The 20682-nt window shown below is 32.9% G+C and carries 23 protein-coding genes and 1 tRNA gene; 9 read left to right on the top strand and 15 right to left on the bottom strand.

Translation table 11 applies throughout. The features are described from left to right. Position 1: 1 nt before the first annotated feature. The 10 genes from SJY43_RS06695 to SJY43_RS06650 all read right to left on the bottom strand — a co-directional run bounded on the left by SJY43_RS06695 (position 2) and on the right by SJY43_RS06650 (position 7683). Positions 2-772 (bottom strand): LuxR C-terminal-related transcriptional regulator, encoded by a 771-nt coding sequence (locus SJY43_RS06695; RefSeq protein WP_396603073.1) that lies wholly within the window; start codon positions 770-772, stop codon positions 2-4. A 163-nt stretch (positions 773-935) separates the two neighbouring features. Then, positions 936-1184, bottom strand: a complete 249-nt coding sequence (locus SJY43_RS06690; RefSeq protein WP_396603072.1) for a GIY-YIG nuclease family protein — start codon at positions 1182-1184, stop codon at positions 936-938. A gap of 54 nt (positions 1185-1238) precedes the next feature. Further along, positions 1239-1313, bottom strand: a tRNA-Val gene (locus SJY43_RS06685). 62 nt (positions 1314-1375) lie between these two features. Then, entirely contained in the window at positions 1376-2593 is a 1218-nt protein-coding gene (locus SJY43_RS06680) for a bifunctional folylpolyglutamate synthase/dihydrofolate synthase (RefSeq protein ID WP_396603071.1), read from the bottom strand. Positions 2594-2596: 3 nt separating this feature from the next. Next, the gene (locus SJY43_RS06675; protein ID WP_396603070.1) at positions 2597-3058 is read right to left on the bottom strand and encodes a hypothetical protein; all 462 of its coding nucleotides are present in this window, start codon (positions 3056-3058) and stop codon (positions 2597-2599) included. Beyond that, positions 3015-3449: a hypothetical protein gene (locus SJY43_RS06670; RefSeq protein WP_396603069.1), complete on the bottom strand. Its 435-nt coding sequence runs from the start codon at positions 3447-3449 to the stop codon at positions 3015-3017. The genes SJY43_RS06675 and SJY43_RS06670 overlap by 44 nt, the downstream gene beginning before the upstream one ends. Positions 3450-3452: 3 nt before the next feature. Beyond that, on the bottom strand, positions 3453-3842 hold the full coding sequence (locus SJY43_RS06665; RefSeq protein ID WP_396603068.1) for an ExbD/TolR family protein: 390 nt from the start codon (positions 3840-3842) through the stop codon (positions 3453-3455). Position 3843: 1 nt separating this feature from the next. Beyond that, positions 3844-4545 (bottom strand): MotA/TolQ/ExbB proton channel family protein, encoded by a 702-nt coding sequence (locus tag SJY43_RS06660; RefSeq protein WP_396603067.1) that lies wholly within the window; start codon positions 4543-4545, stop codon positions 3844-3846. Positions 4546-4807: 262 nt separating this feature from the next. Next, positions 4808-6208, bottom strand: coding sequence for a sodium:proton antiporter NhaD (nhaD, locus tag SJY43_RS06655; RefSeq protein ID WP_396603066.1), 1401 nt, complete (start codon positions 6206-6208; stop codon positions 4808-4810). Positions 6209-6624: 416 nt separating this feature from the next. Next, the gene (locus SJY43_RS06650) at positions 6625-7683 is read right to left on the bottom strand and encodes an anhydro-N-acetylmuramic acid kinase (RefSeq protein ID WP_396603065.1); all 1059 of its coding nucleotides are present in this window, start codon (positions 7681-7683) and stop codon (positions 6625-6627) included. Positions 7684-7822: 139 nt separating this feature from the next. On the opposite strand from SJY43_RS06650, the gene SJY43_RS06645 reads away from it, so the two are divergent. The 9 genes from SJY43_RS06645 (at position 7823) to SJY43_RS06605 (ending at position 15494) form a co-directional block, all read left to right on the top strand. After that, the gene (locus SJY43_RS06645) at positions 7823-8965 is read left to right on the top strand and encodes an acyl-CoA dehydrogenase (protein WP_396603064.1); all 1143 of its coding nucleotides are present in this window, start codon (positions 7823-7825) and stop codon (positions 8963-8965) included. Positions 8966-9109: 144 nt separating this feature from the next. Further along, a complete protein-coding gene (locus SJY43_RS06640; RefSeq protein WP_396603063.1) occupies positions 9110-9445 on the top strand; it encodes an arsenosugar biosynthesis-associated peroxidase-like protein in 336 nt (111 codons plus the stop codon). Positions 9446-9580: 135 nt separating this feature from the next. Next, entirely contained in the window at positions 9581-10636 is a 1056-nt protein-coding gene (arsS, locus tag SJY43_RS06635) for an arsenosugar biosynthesis radical SAM (seleno)protein ArsS (protein ID WP_396603062.1), read from the top strand. A 10-nt stretch (positions 10637-10646) separates the two neighbouring features. Beyond that, a complete protein-coding gene (locus SJY43_RS06630; protein ID WP_396603061.1) occupies positions 10647-11141 on the top strand; it encodes a rhodanese-like domain-containing protein in 495 nt (164 codons plus the stop codon). After that, entirely contained in the window at positions 11134-11763 is a 630-nt protein-coding gene (locus SJY43_RS06625) for a TIGR04282 family arsenosugar biosynthesis glycosyltransferase (RefSeq protein WP_396603060.1), read from the top strand. The genes SJY43_RS06630 and SJY43_RS06625 overlap by 8 nt, the downstream gene beginning before the upstream one ends. Before the next feature lie 118 nt (positions 11764-11881). Further along, a complete protein-coding gene (locus SJY43_RS06620) occupies positions 11882-12694 on the top strand; it encodes a purine-nucleoside phosphorylase (RefSeq protein WP_396603059.1) in 813 nt (270 codons plus the stop codon). A gap of 81 nt (positions 12695-12775) precedes the next feature. Beyond that, positions 12776-13747: an arsenosugar biosynthesis arsenite methyltransferase ArsM gene (gene arsM / locus SJY43_RS06615; protein ID WP_396603058.1), complete on the top strand. Its 972-nt coding sequence runs from the start codon at positions 12776-12778 to the stop codon at positions 13745-13747. A gap of 93 nt (positions 13748-13840) precedes the next feature. Then, positions 13841-14716 carry a DUF547 domain-containing protein gene (locus SJY43_RS06610; RefSeq protein WP_396603057.1) on the top strand — a complete coding sequence of 292 codons (876 nt, stop codon included), beginning with the start codon at positions 13841-13843 and terminating at the stop codon, positions 14714-14716. Then, positions 14709-15494, top strand: coding sequence for a glycosyltransferase family 2 protein (locus SJY43_RS06605; RefSeq protein ID WP_396603056.1), 786 nt, complete (start codon positions 14709-14711; stop codon positions 15492-15494). Before SJY43_RS06610 ends, SJY43_RS06605 begins: the two co-directional genes overlap by 8 nt. Positions 15495-15496: 2 nt before the next feature. Here the strand turns inward: SJY43_RS06605 and SJY43_RS06600 are convergent, their stop codons facing one another. From SJY43_RS06600 to SJY43_RS06580, 5 genes are all read right to left on the bottom strand, one after another. After that, positions 15497-16225, bottom strand: a complete 729-nt coding sequence (locus SJY43_RS06600) for a metallophosphoesterase family protein (protein WP_396603055.1) — start codon at positions 16223-16225, stop codon at positions 15497-15499. A 124-nt stretch (positions 16226-16349) separates the two neighbouring features. Continuing rightward, on the bottom strand, positions 16350-17357 hold the full coding sequence (locus SJY43_RS06595) for an IS110 family transposase (protein WP_396602982.1): 1008 nt from the start codon (positions 17355-17357) through the stop codon (positions 16350-16352). Between the two features lie 310 nt (positions 17358-17667). Further along, positions 17668-18933 carry a POTRA domain-containing protein gene (locus tag SJY43_RS06590; RefSeq protein ID WP_396603054.1) on the bottom strand — a complete coding sequence of 422 codons (1266 nt, stop codon included), beginning with the start codon at positions 18931-18933 and terminating at the stop codon, positions 17668-17670. Then, complete coding sequence (locus tag SJY43_RS06585; RefSeq protein ID WP_396603053.1) at positions 18930-19661, bottom strand: hypothetical protein; 732 nt, start codon at positions 19659-19661, stop codon at positions 18930-18932. Before SJY43_RS06585 ends, SJY43_RS06590 begins: the two co-directional genes overlap by 4 nt. Further along, complete coding sequence (locus tag SJY43_RS06580; protein WP_396603052.1) at positions 19658-20662, bottom strand: glycoside hydrolase family 113; 1005 nt, start codon at positions 20660-20662, stop codon at positions 19658-19660. The genes SJY43_RS06585 and SJY43_RS06580 overlap by 4 nt, the downstream gene beginning before the upstream one ends. Between the last annotated feature and the right edge of the window lie 20 nt (positions 20663-20682).

The raw sequence follows: 20682 nt of genomic DNA, 5'->3' as shown, positions 1-20682 counted from the left end.
TTTAAATAATATTTTTATTTGTTTTAAGCATACCTATTAGTTCTCCAGTTGAAGATACATTTAGTTTTTTAAGAATATTTCTTCTATGTGTATCAACAGTATTTGGGGTAATACCAAGGCTTAACCCAATTTCTTTACTTGAATAATTTAAAAGTAAAAGCCTAATAATATCGCGCTCCCGATTGCTTATATTATCAGAAAGTAACTTTTGAGAAAAATTATTAAAATAAACGGTTTCATATTCATTATTAGCATTTAATAACTTTGCTGAAGCACAAACTTGCATTTCAATTTTTGAGGACAGTACTGTATAATGCGCTAAACCAATAATAGGTTTATTTTCTCTATCAAATTCTAATGGTGTTGTATTTTGAACAATATTTACATAATCTCCGTTACCATCTTTAAATCTATAATTCCAAGTATAACTCATCCTACTTCTTTCAAGAATAGAAGTTTTATCCAAGGTAAAATTCATTAAAGCATCTAAAGCATTAATCCATATATTTAAATCATCGGGGTGTATTCTATTCCAAAAGTACTTCATACCCTTTGATTTTAATTCAATATTATCAATACCTAAACAAGCGTTCATGCTTTTACTTATGTATTCAAAAGATAAATTCTGGGTATTAGTAATACAGAAAAATGTAGAGCTGTAAGGTAAGTAAGCATCTAATTCTATTATTTTCTCAATATGTTTTTTAAGTGAAGGCGTGTCATGAGATTTAAATATTTCTTTGTAGATTTCTTTTATACCACTAGTTATCATAGACGAGAGCTTTCTTAAAAATAGAAAAAAAACTTCATATATTTTTAATTTTTATGCATAAAAAAATCCTGATAAAAATTATCAGGATTTTTAAATATTGTGGGCGCGAAGGGATTCGAACCCCTGACTCTCCCGATGAAAAATCGGGATGCTCTGAACCAACTTAGTTTTTATCAATTAATTTTTCAATCATTTTTCTGCTTTTCCATTTCTTAATTTGAAGCTCACGCTTTATAGATTCACTTTTAGAATTATAAGTTTCTGTATACTTTAAAACCCAATCTTTAGCTTTTCCTGTGAATCCTTTGTGATTTTCTAAATGTTTTCCCAATCTACTTTGAACATCTTCGGAAGAACCAACATAGTACCTATTTAATGATACTGAATAAAGAATATAAACGTAATGTTTCATCTTGAAAAATATATTCATAAAAAAATCCCAAAGCATTTGCTTTGGGATTTTTTGTGGGCGCGAAGGGATTCGAACCCCTGACCCCTTGGGTGTAAACCAAGTGCTCTGAACCAACTGAGCTACGCGCCCTCTAAATTGGACTGCAAATATAACCTAGTTTTTAATATTGCAAAAACTTTTTCAATAAAAATTTAAATTATTTCTGCAACAACAAATGTACTGCCTCCAATAAAAATGAAATCATCTTTTTCTGCAGCTTGAAAAGCTGTTTTATAAGCTTCATTTACAGAATTATAAGCATCTCCTTTAATGTTTTGAGCAAACATTTTTTGCTTTAAAGCTTCTGCATCCATTCCTCTGGGAATATTGGGTTTGCAAAAATAATATGTAGCTTTTTTAGGTAAAACATCTACAATTGAGCTTAAATCTTTATCACTTACGACTCCAAAAACTATATGTAACGATTTGTAATTCTCATTTAAGAGTTGATCCATTACATAATTTAAACCTTCCCTATTATGACCTGTATCACAAACTACCTTAGGTTTTTCATTTAAAACTTGCCAACGACCCAATAAACCTGTGTTTCGAATAACACTATTTAAACCTTCTTTTATATTTTCTTTTGAAATATTATACCCTTTCTCTTGAATTATTTTAATAGTTTGAACTACTGTTTTGATATTCTTAGATTGGTAACTACCTATTAAATCAGACTTATATAATTCAATAACTTCGGTATCAGCAAAAGTAATTTCAGATTTATTCTTTTTAGCTAAGCCTTTAAACACAGGCATTGTTTCTTTTTGAGTTTCCCCTATAACAACAGGAATGTTAGGCTTAATAATACCTCCCTTTTCAAAAGCAATGGCTTCGAGTGTATCACCCAAAAACTGCGTATGATCTAGACCTATATTTGTTATAACAGAAACTTCTGGTGAGATAATATTTGTAGAATCTAAACGTCCTCCTAACCCAACTTCTATAATAGCTATATCTACTTGTTGTTTTGCAAAATAATCGAAAGCCATTCCTACGGTCATCTCAAAGAAAGACAACTTATTAGCATCAAGAAAGGTTTTATTTCGTTTTATAAAACCAATAACAAACTGCTTACTTACTTCTTGTCCGTTTATTTTAATACGTTCTCTAAAGTCTTTTAAATGCGGTGAAGTATATAATCCAACTTTATATCCAGCTTCTTGTAAGATTGACGCTAGCATATGGCTAGAAGACCCTTTACCGTTAGTTCCGGCTACATGAATAGATTTAAACGTATTCTCAGGATTGTTTAAATGCTTTGCAAGTTTTAAAGTATTAGATAAATCTTTTTTAAAAGCTGATTTACCTTGCTTCTGATACATTGGTAGTTGAGAAAACATCCAATTAAGCGTATCTTGATATGTCATTTACTATTGACTTAATTTAAAGTTAACACTAACAAATCCTACCTGACGTGATGGTGCCTTAGGATCTGATGGCCATTTATGAGACATGGCTATTTTTTTTGCAGGTTCTAATAAACATTGAGCTGTATTTGTTGTCCCTCTTTGTCCGGGGTCTGCTGAAATAACATTACCACTTTGGTTCACAATAATTTTCACGATAACCATTCCAGATTCGTTACAATCTTGCTTTAACCTTTTAAAAGACGCCTTACCTCTTCCATTTAAACCATACCCAACACCGCCGCTTCCTGTGCCCTGTCCTCCAAAATAACTTGGCGCATATGGATTACCATCTAATTGCCCTTTATCTCCGGATTGATTGTCATTTCCTTCACTTCCTGTTTCTGTGCCTTCAGACTTACTAACACCACCAATTAAAGCATCAAGCTTTCTCTTTTTCTTCTTGCTCGCGTTTTTCTTTCGCAATTTTATCAGCTTCAGCCTTAGCTTTCGCTTCTGCAATGGCTTTTGCTTTCGCTTCAGCTTGCTTTTGTTTTTTTATAGCAATTTCTTCTGCATTTTCTTGAGTTAATACTTCTTCTTTAACTTCAGAAGATTTTGCCGGTTCTGGTTCTGCTTTTGAAACATCTGGTTGCGGTGGCTCTTCAATTTCTCGAGGTTCAGACTTAACAGGTTTTAATGGCTGTACGTTACCTTTACCAACACTTGAATTACCAAAATTAACAGCAACGCCATATTCTTCTGGCGGATCCATATAGGTTGTACCAACCACAAATAACAAAAGCAACAGAATTACAGCTATTAAAGCTGTTAATTTTGCCGAATTCTTTTCGTGTTTGGTTTTGAAGTATTTCATTATTTAGGGCTTTACAGCTAAAACAACTTTAAATTTATTTCTATTAGCGATATCCATCACTTTAACTACGTTTTTAACTGGAACAGACTCTTCTGCTCTTAAAACAATTGTTGGCTGTTCTTGAGATGATAATGCTGCAAGCAATTCATTCTCTAAAACACTTTCGCCAACACGTTTTTGATCTATATAATAGGTTAAATCTTTCTTTATACTAACTGCTACAGATTTTTTATTTTCCGTTTTCCCACTTGCTTTTGGCAATAAAATATCAATAGCATTAGTGGTAACTAAAGTAGAAGCAATCATAAAAAAGATAAGTAACAGGAATACAATATCTGTCATAGACGACATATTGAATTCTGGCGTAACCTTGTTTCTTCCTCTAAAGTTCATATTATGTAGGTTCGTTTAAGTGATCTAAAAACTCTAATGAATTTGCTTCCATCTGATACACTACTTTATCTGTTTTAACTACTAAGTGATTGTAAGCCATATAAGCTACAATACCAACAATTAAACCAGCAACAGTAGTGGTCATAGCCGTGTATAAACCACTTGCTAAAACATCCATTTGAATGGTACCACCTGCATTGGCTAATTCGAATATTGCTAATATCATACCAACTACTGTACCAAGAAACCCTATCATGGGCGCAGCTCCAGAAATTGTTGCTAGAATACTCACGTTTTTTTCTAAACCATAAATTTCTAATCGGCCAGCATTTTCTAGTGCTGTATTAATATCTGCTAATGGCTTACCTATTCTAGAAATACCTTTACCAATTAGTCTTGATACTGGAGAATTTTGTTGCGCACAAAGCATTTGAGCAGAGTCTATTTTACCATTACTAACATGGTCTTTTATCTGATTCATAAAATTAGCATCGACCTGAGATGCTGCTTTAATAGCAAAAATACGTTCGAAATAAATATAAATAGCCGCAACGAGTAGCAGGAATAAAATAGCTATTATGAGCTGTCCCGCAAGACCACCGCTACTTATTAACTCTATTATGGATAGTGTTTTTTCAACAGATTCACCATCGGTTAGTACTTCTGTACCTTCTTGTGTGTTTTGTATAAATGTGCTTAGCATATAATATTAATTTATTGCAAAGGTATAACGTTTCTTTTTTAATTAAAGTATAATGTAATGTATATACGCTAATTATTAGCAGTTAGATTAATATTAAGACTGCTTTTGCTTTAGGGATTGCAATGAAAAGCCCACAGCACCTCATGTTTTTGAGGTGTGCGGACTTGTAATGAAATATTTATGTTCATGAATTCAAAAATACAAAACTGAAAAGCATGAACAAAAGCCCGACCCTTGTGGTAAAGCCAAAATATTTTTTATTCTAAAACAAAGTTCTTGTAAACATAAATGCTACGGCACCTACTAAGAAACCAACTGCCGCTAACCAAGCAATCTTTTTTAAGTACCAGAAAAAGTCAATTTTTTCCATTCCCATAGCAACAACTCCGGCAGCAGAACCAATAATTAACATACTACCTCCTGTTCCGGCAGAGTAAGCAATAAAGTGCCACAACTCGTTATCGATAGGCTCGTGAAACATTCCTAAACTGGCAGCTACTAACGGTACATTATCGATTACAGCTGAACCTACACCTAATAATAATACTACTAAATCAGAAACACCAGTATGGCCCTCCATATGTAATTCTGTTCCTAACATAGGCATAGAATCTTGAAGTGAACCTGCAAAATTGAATAATATCCCTAAAGACTCTAATGCCGCAACAGCCATTAAGATCCCTAAGAAGAATAAGATACTTGGTAATTCAATTTTAGATAAAGAAGCATGTACTGGACTGTGGTGTGCATGTGCATCGCTTTCTTCTGAGTCATGATCTGTCATACTAAATTTAGAGCTACTATAAATCTCTGCAAAAATAGCCACCACACCTAAAGACAACATCATACCAACATAAGGTGGTAAATGCGTTATTACTTTAAAGATTGGCACAAATATAATAGCACCTAATCCTAAATATAACATAGTACCACTAAACTTTGATTTCTTTTTTTCTACAACCTCTTCAACATCTAAATCACCTTTAAATGCTGGTAAAAATGATGCGATAAATGTTGGTACAGCCATACATAAAAATGAAGGCAATAATAAATACCCAATTAAGTGTCCTGTAGTTACTTTTTTACCAATCCAAAGCATAGTTGTTGTAACATCTCCTATTGGAGACCAAGCACCACCTGCATTTGCTGCTATAATAATTAAACCTGCATACCAAATACGCACGTTTCTGTCTTTTACTATTTTTTGCAATATTGAAATTAGAACTATAGTTGCAGTAAGGTTATCAATAATTGCTGATAAAATGAAAGCTAGTATTGCAAAAATCCAAAGTATTTTGCTCTTTTTCTTAGTTTTTATGAAGTCTTTAATAGTTGAGAATCCATCGAAGTAATCGATAATTTCTACAATGGTCATGGCTCCAAGAAGGAATACTAAAATTTCTGAAGTTTTACCTAAATGATGCAGCAATGTCTCTTCCATTAAATGCATTTTCTCTTCAGACGCTAAGCTTCCAAAATTTTCCATTAAGGAATGGTTTCCAGAATCAAACCATTGTGAAAAACCATCTATCCCTAAAGCCACTAATGCCCAACATATAGCCATCATGACTAGCGCCGGAATTAGTTTATCAATTTTGATACTATGCTCTAAAGTAATGGCCAAATAGCCCATTACAAATACTAAGATAATTGCTGCTTCCATAATTTATTTGTTGTTTAAGTGCTATTTTTAATGTGGCTGCACTAATTCCTGTTTTAAATTTATTGTTATTGTAAATTTTTTATATTTTTTTGATGAATGTTATAACTCGTAATATTACTCAACGTAAAAACCCTTGTTTTTCTATTAATTTCATCAAAAGGGATTAAATTACCGGCCGCTAAGATATTACCCTTATTGTCAAGAAAAAAATGATTTATGTCATTAAAAAGTAAAACAATCATCATTTATTAATCCCTTAAAAGCTATTGATTATACCAACACAGATTTAATTAATAGACACTCAGTCTTATGCTTTTATTTTAGAATTTATCATTCTATTTTCTGTTAAGACTCAATAATTACTAGTAACAAATATAAAAAACATAAAACCTAATAAGTTTAATTATTTATACTTTTTATGGAAGATATATTTTACCAGAACTATGATTTTTTGAAGCACCAGTAACACTTTGTAAACAGTTAACTTCCCCTCTAAGCTTTAGTATACCTAAAAAACCAAAAATAAGCGCTTCTTTAAATTCAACTAAATCTGCACTAGGAATTATAATTTCTGCTTTTTTATTCCATTTAATTTTTGAAATTATATAAGAATTATAAGCACCGCCCCCAGTAACTAAAACTTTTGAGTCTTTTCTTAAAACACGCGATATTTGCCTAGCTATATGATCGGAAAACGTTTTGAGAATATCTTTTTCTTTTCTTTTTGAAGATTCTATAAGCGGGAAAATATTTTTATTAACCCACTCTAATCCTAAAGATTTTGGTGGTTTCTCGTTATAAAAACTCAAATTATTTAACGTACTGCCCAAAGCTAATAAATGTGTTCCTTTAGACGCTATTTCCCCACCATCATCATAGTCAAAACCTAATTGCTTAGCATATTTATTTAATACAATATTTACTGGACAAATATCATAAGCAATACGCGTATCATTCAAATCCATTGAAATATTTGCAAACCCACCTAAATTTAAACAAAAATGGTATTCAGAAAATAACAACTTATCTCCAATTGGAACTAATGGCGCTCCTTGTCCACCAAGCTCAACATCTTGAACTCTAAAATCGCACACAATCTTTTGTTTTAATATATCAGCAAGACAAGGCATATTACCAATTTGATAGGTCAATCCTTTGTCTGGCTGATGCAATGCAGTATGCCCATGAGAACACACAGCATCAATATTTTTAATATTATGCTTTACTATAAACTGTTTAATAACGTCACCTAGATAGGCGGTATAATCAACATCTATAGCTTTTAACTCATCTATGGAATTATTTACTAAACCCTTCAGTTTTTCATACCAATCTAAAGAATAGGCAACTGTTTCTGCTTTTAAAATATTAAAGCTCCAATCATTATTATAGGAAAACGTGACATAAATTAAATCTATTCCATCTAAAGATGTTCCAGACATGACACCAATCACATTATATACGTCTTTCATCATAGGAAGTAAAAGTAATCATCTTGAATAAATATATAATAAGAATCATTAAACGAAATAAAATCATAATTTTTAAGAATTCACATTTAAAAGCTATATTTGTAAACATATATTACCAAAAACAACAATTTATTTACGAAATATGAATTTTAGTCTTTCAGAAGAACATATCATGATTCGCGATGCCGCTCGCGATTTTGCTAAAACAGAATTACTACCAGGAGTTATTGAGCGCGATAACAAACAAGAATTCCCACAAGAGCTCGTTAAAAAGATGGGCGATTTAGGTTTCTTAGGCATTATGGTCGACCCTAAATATGGCGGAAGTGGAATGGACGCTATTTCTTATGTTCTAATCATGGAAGAATTATCAAAAATAGATGCATCGGCTTCGGTAATTGTATCTGTAAATAACTCACTTGTTTGTTATGGTTTAGAATCTTATGGATCAGAAGAGCAAAAACAAAAATATTTAACCAAACTAGCTACAGGAGAATCTGTTGGTGCGTTTTGCTTAAGCGAACCAGAAGCTGGAAGTGATGCCACATCCCAAAGAACAACCGCTATTGATAAAGGCGACCACTATATTATAAATGGTACTAAAAACTGGATTACTAGTGGTGGGCGTGCAGATGTCTATATTGTTATTGCCCAAACAGATAGAGACAAAGGCTCTCATGGTATTAATGCTTTTATTCTTGAAAAAGGTATGAAAGGTTTCGATATTGGACCAAAAGAAGACAAACTTGGTATCCGCGGAAGCGATACACATACCCTTCAGTTTAACGATGTCAAAGTTCCTAAAGAAAATAGAATTGGGGCAAATGGCTCAGGTTTTAGATTTGCCATGAAAACACTCTCTGGTGGGCGTATTGGGATTGCAGCACAAGCTTTAGGAATTGCTTCTGGCGCCTACGAATTAGCCCTTAAATACTCAAAAGAGCGTAAAGCTTTTGGAACAGAAATTTGCAACCACCAAGCTATCGCGTTTAAATTAGCAGACATGTACACAGATATAGAAGCTGCCCGCATGATGGTTATGAAAGCTGCTTGGGACAAAGACCAAGGCAATAATTACGATAAGTCTAGTGCTATGGCAAAACTATACGCATCAAAAGTTGCGATGGAACACACCGTTGAAGCTGTCCAAATACATGGCGGCAATGGTTTTGTAAAAGAATACCATGTAGAACGCCTAATGCGTGATGCTAAAATTACACAAATTTATGAAGGCACTTCGGAAATTCAAAAAATTGTGATTTCTAGGAGCCTCATTAAAGAATAACCATATAGTTTCTCCATAAACTATATCTACTTACTAAAAAATCGCCACCTAATATTTTTCAATATTATTTGGCGATTTTTGTTAAGTTGCGTTAAACCTTCCGACTTAATGAATTAGATTTCTATCTTTAGCAAAAATAATTTTATGAGTAAAACATATTACGACCCAGCAGACCTCAGAAAATTTGGTAAAATAACCGAATGGAATGAAGAATTAGGTAACAAATTTTTCGATTATTATGGCAAAGTCTTCGAAGATGGCGCACTTACCGCTCGCGAAAAATCACTAATCGCATTAGCCGTTGCACATACAGAACAATGTCCGTATTGTATTGATGCTTATACAAAAGATGGACTACAACGCGGCGTAACCAAAGAAGAAATGATGGAAGCCATACACGTAGGCGCCGCCATAAAAAGTGGAGCAACTTTAGTTCATGGTGTACAAATGATGAATAAAGTTAATAAATTAGATGGTTAAAATTTAGGCGTTACCACGGGGGTCGGGCTTTACGTTACAAGTCCTCGCACCTCCTTTGTCGGGCTGTGGGCTATCCACTTCAATCCCTAACGCAAAACCAATCAAAAACATAAGCTTAAAAGTAAAAGACAATTAATGGCAACAAAGTCCCTACACAAACGCGAAAGCGACTTAGCAAACAGTAATAGGCAATTAGAAATTTTATCGAACGGTATTTTTCAAAATGGAGAATTACCAACCTTTAAAAATAAAATTGCCGAAACCAATCAGTTTCCACTAAAAGCTAAAAAGCTTGAAATCCTGCAAATTAACGTAGGCTATATGTGTAATCAAGTTTGCGATCATTGTCATGTAGATGCCGGTCCAGACCGTAAAGAAATCATGACTCGCGAAACTATGCAGCAATGTTTAGAAGTCATAAAAAACACAGGTGCACATACCTTAGATTTAACCGGAGGTGCGCCCGAAATGAATCCAGACTTCCGTTGGTTTGTTGAGGAAGCAGCCAAAGCTGGTATTAAAGATTTTATTGTGCGCTCGAATTTAACAATTATCAGAGCCAACAAAAAATATTACGATTTACCAGATTTCTTTAAAAAACATAATGTGCATGTAGTTAGCTCTATGCCCCATTGGACGCGTGGTAAAACAGACAAGCAACGTGGCGATGGTGTTTTTGATAAATCAATAAAAGCATTACAAGAATTAAATGCAGTCGGTTATGGCATGCCAGATAGTAAGCTTAAATTAGACTTAGTTTACAACCCATCTGGCGCTTTCTTACCTGGTGACCAAGCGGCCATGGAAAAAGATTTCAAAAAAGCATTAATAGACGATTTTGGCATTCAATTTCATAACCTATTTGCCATTACTAATTTACCCATTTCACGATTTTTAGACTACTTAATAGCTTCAGAGAATTATGAAGACTATATGTATTCGCTTGTAGAAGCTTACAATCCTGCAGCTGTAGAAAACGTGATGTGTACCAACACACTTTCTATAAGTTGGGATGGTTATTTATTTGATTGCGATTTTAATCAAATGCTAGAATTACCAGTAAACAGTAAAGTAAAACATATTTCAGAATACAACGAAGAACTTTTAGAAGGGCGAAACATTGTAATTTCACAACATTGCTATGGCTGTACCGCCGGTGCGGGAAGTAGTTGCCAAGGAAGTGTTGCATAAAAAACATAAAATGAAAAAAATTATTTTACTCATATTCATAGGGTTTTCAATCTCTGGGTTTTCACAAAAAAATCTTTCAAAATTATTGAAACAGCAAAACAAGGAAAGTATTCCATACATATCCGTTGAAACTTTACAAAACGAAAAAGAAGATGTTATCTTATTAGATTCAAGAGAAACCAAAGAATTTAAAACCAGTCATCTAGAAAATGCTATCTGTGTAGGATACGACTCTTTTAACCTAGAATCTATAAAACCAAAACTATTAAATAAAGACTCAAAAATAGTCGTGTATTGTTCTTTAGGTATTCGCTCTGAAGATGTTGCAGAAAAACTAAAAAAAGCAGGATATACTAATGTGTACAATTTATATGGCGGTATTTTTGAATGGAAAAACAACGATTTAGAAGTTTTAAATTCACAAGAAAAAGCAACAGACTCCATTCACACCTTTTCAAAAGCATGGAGTAAATGGTTAAAAAAAGGCACAAAAGTATATGAGTAAAGCATTAGTTATCGTTTTTGTAAAAAACATAAAACTAGGAAAAGTAAAAACCCGACTCGCAAAAACGATTGGTAACCAAGGGGCCTACGAGGTTTATAGTGAACTTGTTAAAGTAACCGAAGAGGCTACAAAAACACTTAAAGCAGATAAACACATTTATTTTTCTGAAACCATAGTTAATAACAAATGGGAAAACGACGTTAAATTTGTACAAGAAGGTATTAATTTGGGTGAGCGCATGAAAAACGCCTTCAAGAATGGCTTTAAAAACGGGTACGAACAAATCGTTTTAATAGGTTCGGACTTACCTAATATAACAGCTAACCACATCAATCAAGGGTTAAACGCTTTAAAACAAAATGAAGTGGTTTTTGGACCAGCTGAAGATGGCGGATATTACTTAATAGGCTTATCTAAAATGCACAACTCGGTATTTGATAATAAGCCGTGGAGTGAATCACATTTACTTGAAGAAACCTTAAAAGAATTAAAGGAAAACAGCATCACTTTTACTACTTTAGATGTATTAAACGACATCGATACTTTTGAGGATTTAGTAGCTTCAAAATTTTATCAGTCAAATGTAGAATTACAAGAAAAAATTAAACAATTACATGATTAAACGAAAGTTTACAAATTAAATCATTTAATTGTTTAATGATTTAATTTTAAATGAGAGAACGAAGTGGTTACACAGGTTCTCAATTTTTTAAACAAATTTTATTTTAAAAAATTTAAACATGCTGAAATTTATAGAAGAAACCGTAGATTATTTGGTTAGCAAAGGTTTTGATAAACCAGAAATCGGAATAATTTTAGGAACAGGCTTAGGTCAACTTATTAACGAAGTAGAAATAATAAAAGAAGCTAGTTATAACCATATCCCTAATTTCCCAACAGCTACTGTAGAGTTTCATAAAGGAAAACTCATTTACGGCATTATGGCTGGAAAAAAAGTTGTTATCATGCAAGGTCGTTTTCATCTTTATGAAGGTTATTCATTGCAAGATGTTACCTATCCTGTGCGAATTATGGAAAAACTAGGCATCCATACGCTACTGGTTTCAAATGCATCTGGCGCTATTAACCTTGACTTTAAAAAAGGTGAACTCATGTTAATTGAAGACCATATTAATCTTCAAGGAAGTTCTCCCCTAGCCTTTAAAGGTGTAGAACTTTTAGGAGAACGCTTTACAGATATGAGCGCGCCGTACGATGCAGAAATCAATTTAAAGTTTAAAACTATAGCAAAAGCTAACAACATAAAACTACACGAAGGTGTTTACGTAAGTGTTGTTGGCCCACAACTTGAAACAAGAGCAGAATACCGCATGTTAAAACTTATGGGAGCAGATGCTGTTGGTATGAGCACCGTACCTGAAATTATTGTTGCAAATCATTTAAAATTAAAAGTAGCTGCCGTGTCAGTTTTAACAGATGAATGCGACCCAGATAACCTAGCGCCTGTAGATATAAGTGAAATTATTGCTATGGCTGGTAAAGCAGAGCCAAATATGGTTACGCTATTTAAAGAATTAATTAAAACATTATAAAAAAAGTCGACAATCAGCAGTATGCAGTATTCAGTCACATGGATACTGCCAACTGAAGACTAAAGACTAAATACTAAAAAAATGAGCACATACCTAGAAACCACACACGACGTATATAAAGAAGCAGCTTTAACACCAGATATTGGATTATGCTGTACAACAAATCCAATTTGGGAATTACCTGGTTTAAAAATCCCAAAAATCATGCAAGAAATGAATTATGGTTGTGGGTCTACAGTACATGCTCGCGATTTAACCAATAACCCTAAAATGCTTTATGTTGGTGTTGGTGGCGGTATGGAATTATTACAATTCGCATATTTTAATCGTCAGAAAAGTGGTGTTATTGGTATTGATGTGGTTGATGAAATGTTAGAAGCTTCTAGAAAAAACTTTATAGAAGCAGAAGCAGAGAATGACTGGTTTAAAAGTGAATTTGTAGACCTTAAAAAAGGAGATGCAATGCATTTACCTGTTGAAGATAACAGTATTGATGTTGCTGCCCAAAATTGCTTATTCAATATTTTTAAAGCTGATGACTTAAAAAAGGCTATTGAAGAAATGCACCGTGTTTTAAAACCTCATGGACGATTAGTAATGAGTGACCCTACTTGTGAGCAACCTATGAACGATACTTTGAGAAATGACGAACGCTTGCGTGCATTATGCTTAAGTGGAAGCCTACCAATTGCTGAATATGTGAAGGCGCTTACCGATGCAGGTTTTGGAACTATAGAAATTCGTGCTAGAAAACCATACCGCATATTAGACCCTAAAAACTACCCAACAGACGAGTTAATCTATATAGAATCTATTGAAGTTGCTGCTATTAAAGACCCTATGCCAGAAGACGGACCTTGTATTTTTACAGGAAAAGCAGCAATTTATTATGGTTCTGAAGATTATTTTGATGATAAAAAAGGACACGTTTTACTTAAAAACCAACCTATAGCGATATGTGACAAAACAGCTGGAGACCTAGCTGCTTTAGGTAGAGACGATATTTATATTAGTGAGTCTACTTATCATTATGATGGCGGTGGGTGTTGCTAGGGTGGTCAACCTCATTAAACTAGTACTAGAATAAATATATTGACATAACAAAAGAGACGTAAGGTTTTGTATAAACTATAGACTAATTTTTAAATGAAATATCTAAAATTAATAGCGCTATTTTTTGTTATAGCATCTTGTTCTAGCACAAAACACATTTCTGAAACAACTTCAAAATCACCATCTGTTGCTGTAAAAACTAAGGATTCTATTGCTGAGAATACGAAACCTATTGAAGAAGCTATTGCAGAACCTATCGCAATTGCTGTTTCTAAAGACAGCGTATCTACAAAATCTGAACCGAAAATAGAGAATGAGATATCTAAATCATTCAATCATAATGCATGGACAGCTTTACTAAAAAGACATGTTTCAAACCAAGGTAACGTTAATTATAAAGGTTTTAAAACTGATAGAAAAGCATTGTTAAGCTACATTTCTAGTTTAAGTGATAACATGCCAAACGATGCATGGGTAAAAGAAGAAAAATTAGCCTATTGGATTAACGCATACAATGCTATGACCATAGATTTAATATTACGCCATTATCCGTTAAAAAGCATAAAAGACATTAAAGACCCTTGGGACCAACGTTTCTGGAAGCTTGGTGAAAAATGGTATAATTTAAACGAAATTGAGCATGATATATTAAGAAAAATGGACGAACCAAGAATTCATTTTGGTATTGTTTGCGCATCATTTTCTTGCCCAAAATTACTGAACGAGGCCTTTACAGCCAAAGATTTAGACCAGCAACTTACAGGAGCAACAACAGGTTTTCTAAATGATTCAAAAAGAAATGAAATTTCAGAAAATAGTGTAAATCTGTCAAAAATTTTTCAATGGTTTTCTAAGGATTTTAAACAAAATGGTAGCTTAATTGAATTTATAAACACGTATTCTAGTGTTGACATTTCCGCAAAAGCGAAAAAAACCTTTAAAGATTATAATTGGGCTTTAAATGAATAAAATTTCAATCATAATCCCTGTTTTAAACGAAGCCGATTACATAGGCAAGTTATTAGAACATATACTTACCAACGCTTCTACTAAAAACATTTCTGAGATTATAGTTGTTGATGGTGGAAGTACAGATAACACCCAAAGTATTGTGGAATCTTTTTCAAATTTCACAAGTATTACCAACAAAGAAGCTTATAACTATATTGACAATTCTATTTTAGAAGACCAATCAATTTCACCTGAAACACTAAAAACCTCCATTCTTTTATTACACTCAGAAAAAGGACGCGCTAAGCAAATGAATTTGGGCGCTAATTCTGCATATGGTAACATCCTTTATTTTTTACATGCCGATTCTTTTCCGCCTAAACATTTTGATCAGTTGATTATTAACGAAATAAAAAAAGGCAACGAAGCCGGTTGTTTTAGAATGCAGTTTGACAGCAATCATTGGTGCTTAAAATTGTCTGGATGGTTTACTCAATTTAATTGGCGCGCTTGTCGTGGTGGAGATCAAAGTCAGTTTATAACGAAAGCCTTATTTAATGAAATAGGCGGCTTTGATGAGCGTTACATTATTTATGAAGACAATATTTTAATTAACGAATTATACGCCAGAAATAAATTTAAAGTCATTAATAAAAAGCTTAAAACCTCAGCAAGAATGTATAGGAAACATGGCGTTTTTAAACTACAATATTTCTATTTATGTATTTATGTAAAAAAATGGTTGGGTGCAGATGCGAATAAATTATATAACTACTACAAGAAAAATATTAGCTAATTCTACTTATTCCTACCCGTCTCATTTGGATACAAATCTGGCAAATTATCACTTTGAAATACTTCTTTGGTATCTATATTAACTCCTGATATTTTTCCTTTAAAAGCGGCGCCTGTATCAATATTCCAAACGTTTTCAGCATTCATAGGTACATCACTATTAAAATTAGTTGTTGGTGTATGCCCAATGTAAATTTCTTTATAATGCTTTAATCTTTTTGGATATATTGTTGAATCCTTTTTAATGCTTTTATCTAAAGTTAGCGCCATTTCCCAGAGGGTTCTATCGAAATACAATGTGGTTTCGAAAACCTCTCTAGTTACACCATGCATGGATGTAAATCCGGCATGTAGAAACAATCTGTTTTCATTATCTAAATAATACAATGGCATACTCTCAAATAGATCTAAATGCTTTTTTTTATCTTCTTTTGAAAAACCTTCGTAGCTCTCCATGGTTTCTTTTCCGCCATGCATATACCAAGTTTGATTTACTTCGCCACTTCGCAACCATTCTTCACACCAAACATCGTGGTTTCCTTTTATAAAAACACAGTTAATTTTTTCTGAAAGCTCGATTAAAAATTGAATGACTTGGGCAGCTTCACTCCAGCCATCAACATAATCGCCTACAAAAATTAAAGAATCATCATCTTTAACTTCTATTTTATTTAATACTTGAATTAAAGCTTTTAATCCACCGTGAATATCTCCTATAGCAAAAGTGCGCATGCTCAAATTATTTTTTTACAAAACTAATGGTTTATGTAAAATAAAAGAAGCCTTAAGGACTGAAACTTACTTTTGTAGATAGTTGCGTATTCTATGATAGAAAACAAATAATTTTCATTAAAAATCATGCGACAAATTTATAAGTGTCTACAAAAGGAGAATCTCTATTAATTACAGCAAAAATTCGACCTATAATTTTACATCTCACATTATTTAGAACCAACATTTTATTTTTCCCCTCATCTTGTTTTCTTAAGTAATAAGCTTTTAATTGTGCATCATGCTTTACGGCTGATAAGGCGCACATTTGAAGTAAAGACTTCATTGTTTTGTCTGCCATATGATTAACTTTAGTACCTCCTCTAATACTTGAGCCTGAGCTGTACTCAAAAGGTGCAACTCCTGCATAACAGGCTAGTTTTCTAGCCGAGTCAAAGACCTTAAACCCTTTAGTTGCTATTATAAAATAAATAGCCGTTTTCTCGCCAACACCTTTAATACTTTTTATAAGCTCAAATTGACGTTTTAATTTAGGCTCTTGCTTTACAAGTTCACGCATCTTAGCATCTATAACTTTTAAGCTCGCTTTAAGAAATTTAATTGTTTTCTTGTTTTGAGCTTCTACTGTTCTATAAACATCTAACGACGTATACCCTTTATTTTCTTTAGTTGAACCAAATAATAAAAGGGATTTCTTGATTTTTTCGCGCTCAGTAAAAAGTAATTTTAACTGCTGGATTGATTTCTCTGGCACACTTGATAGCTGTAGCTTATCTATATTGCGAATGCTATAAAAAGTGATATCCTTAGCATCAGACTTATCACTTTTACCTCTTGATATGCCTTTAGATCGCTTAATCTCTACCGCTGGAACAATCCAATAATCAAACCCGTTTTCAAAACAAAAACAGCTTAAAGGGAATGTGTAAACACCTGTGTTTTCAAAACAGAACAGGGTACTTTCTAAATCTATTTTTCCTTTTTTTAAAACAGTAAGCATCCGCTTTAAACCTTTTGTGTTATTCGTAACAACGAAATGTTCCAATGACATGGGATTTGTTTTATCTACTATAACCACATCTAATTTTAATTTTGAGATGTCAATGCCCACATGAAATGAATAATTTTTCATAATTTTATATTAAGTTTTTAAAAAATGTTGAATCGCTTTATAACCTTTATTAGACCTCTGACGTCTACTATTCTATTTGAAGCTTTTCAACTTAAATTCTAAGGAGAAAACAGAGGACTAATACGCAGCATAAGACTAACTTAGTTAGGGATGTAGTTCACCTCTGTTTTCCTTTGAATAAATTTAGTGTATTATTCTTTATGCAAACTAAAGGTTAGGGATTGAGGCATTTGTTGAAGCTCTCCCGATTTTTTGAATCGGGAAGCGACTGCCGAAAGCCCGACCCTTGGGTAACGCCGAAATAAATAAATTAGAAATACTGACCAATACCGAAGACGAAACCTTTGGTGGCATTTTCAGAGATTCCGTAGCCATAATCGATTCTAAAAATGGCATTATATATTTTTTTATGAATAAAACGAAGTCCTAAACCAGGATATACTTTAATATTTTCTTTTGTAGAAAAATCGCCAAAATCACCTCCAGGATTACGCCATGAACCGGCATCAACAAAAGCATTGCCCTGTAAAACAAACCAACCTTTTTCTATAAGTGTTTGACGGTATTCTGAGTTTAAAACAATGGTCCCTGTCCCTCTATCGATAGTATTACCAACGCCACGAACATTTATATTATTATCTACAGAAAAAGGCGCAAAAGGCGTTTTATCATTGGATGACAGCCCTAATCGTAATCTGTTTGCCCAATTCCCCTTTTCGCCAACGCGTTTAAAAAGAAAAAAATCGTTCCAACCAATAAAAAAATCGGGTAATGCATCGTTTGTTGAAGTCACGTATTGAAAATTAAATTGACTTTTAATTCCAGAAACGTATTGGTAATTATAATCTAGTTTATTATACTCATAAATACCTTTTAACAGCCACTTATGTATATGTAATTCTTGAGGGACATTAGGATTTGTTGCGCCAAACTTATACTGGTAATCTTCAACAAAATAATTTATACCGAGTTCCATTCTATTTTTAAAGTTGAATTCGTATAAACCCAAAACTTCTAAAGATTTGTTATTGTATTTATAATTAGAGGACGTATTATCAAAAAAAACAGGCTCTTGAGTAGTTAAATCTTGATGATTTATTGCTAGCCCTAATTTATTTGAGAACAGATAAGGCGCTCTAAAATTTATAGCATAAGAATTATAAACATCTCTTTGATAAAAACCTCCAAAAGTTATATGCCGCCCAAATAAATTAAACTCATATAAACCCAAACGGTAAGCAAACTCATCATTATCCGTTGTATAAAAATTTGCTGATGGGATAAGCGTGTAATTCTCTTCTATATGATAAAACACATTATACTTGTTGTCTTCTGAAGGGAATACTTGATAATATGCATGAGATACAGAAGGCAAGCGTTTTAAACGCAATATATCTTGTTCAATAACCGTAGAATCTAATACAACCCCAGGCTTAATAGAGGAAATATTTTTTACAAATGACGTTTTTAGTTTATTATTTCCTTGAATTTTCAAGTCGTACACTAAAGAATTTTGAGCAGACATGCTCAATGTAGCAAAACCTAAAAACAAAAAAAAACATACTAATTTTCTCATTCAGCAACAAACGATTTTTGAATCACCCAATTTACCCAATTATCTAGACTTACATCCATTAAGGTGAAAAAATAATTTTCATTTACCAATAAATCTGGTGGAACTTGTGTTGTAACGTTTAAAACAACATTATTTATATTATAATACTGAAACTGATTTTCATAGGTATAAGTCCCAGACAATAAGTTATTGTTTTCATCTGTAACCACCTGAAAATATATAGCATTATCGCCTTCTGGATTGTCTTCCCACATAAAATGTGGCATTCCAGATTGTGGTTGATTTATGGTAACATTATCATTCCAAACTGTAGGTTTAGAAATTTGTCTAGTTCGGATTGGATTGGATATTTTTATTTCATCATCTAATTCAAAAGTAATAATAATCCATTTTTCGTTTGATGCTTCTTGAATAAATCGTCCTAAATGCCCGTTAAACACAGGCTCATTATTTAATACCTTCGGCGTGTAATTTGAGAAATCACTTTCATCAACCTCAGTACTATTTGTTTCGTAGAATCTTATATTAGTTGCTCCAGCTTCAGGATAATAAAACGCAAGAATTTCGCCTGTTTCTTTATCGCTTGCAGCACAAGCTATAACTGCTCCCATTTCAAAATCTTGAGTTTGCGTATAAGTTGCTAAAGTTTGTAAAACCTCATCATCATTATCTGTTGAGCAAGACAATAAAACCAATACACATATTATAATATAATTTATCTTTTTCATTGTAAACTGTATTGTTTTTTTATTATCGCTTCAACTGGTTTGTTTTGTGGTGTGAACATAAAATTCTCTTTTCCTCCTACTTTATCATGTTTATGAAACCACTTCCATACAAACCCGCCAGCAAACCAATCTTCTTTCCAAAATGTATCAAATAACGCTTGGGTAGTATTAGTCTGTGCCTCTAAATTTACTTGATTCAGGCTTCTATCACTTACCCAAGGTGTTTTACCAGAATAATCTACACTTCTATAACCATACTCTGTAAATAAAATAGGTTTATTATGTTTTTTAGACATATTATGAACCACTTTTTTATGCCCTCCCCAACCTTTTAAACATTCTTGAACGGTTGGTGTTCTGCGATCACTTACAGGAAAATAAGCATCAACCCCTATATAATCTAACTCACTCCAAAAGGGCGTGCGTTTAAATTCATCCCAGTTTGCAGCATAAGTTAACTTGCCTTTGTACTCAGATCTTATTTTTGTTATTAAATCAATCCAAAAACTAGGTCTGTTTTCTATAAATTTTTCTAGCTCAGTACCAATACAAAATAATTCTGCTTTTACTTCATTTGCCAATACTGCATATTCTAAAATAAATTTAGAATAGGAATCCTCCAGAGTTTTCCAGTCGGCTTCACTTTTCATTTCTATTAACCCTGTAAATTCGCCACGCCAAACCCAAATCTGAGGCTTAATCATTACTTTAATGTTCTTTTTTATAAGCTCACCAATGTATTGTTCTGCTCCAGCTCTTGTTTCACCAAACCATTGTCTGTCTGAGTTATGAACTATTTCGGGATGATCTAAGTTTTTTATAAATCCAAATGGCATAATGGCTGCATAATTTGCATTAACATTTACAATTGGATTAATATGAGTCTCATTTACGGCTTCTCTTGAAGCAACAAAACTCACACCATTAATTTTATTGGTCTGAGTTTTACAAGATTGTAAACTTAAAATTGATAAAATAATTAGGAGTTTAAATGACTTCATAAAATGATTTAAACTCCTAA

The sequence above is a fragment of the Algibacter sp. R77976 genome (assembly GCF_044594645.1).
Taxonomy (GTDB): domain Bacteria; phylum Bacteroidota; class Bacteroidia; order Flavobacteriales; family Flavobacteriaceae; genus Algibacter_B.
This window is presented reverse-complemented; position numbering and strand designations above follow the sequence as displayed.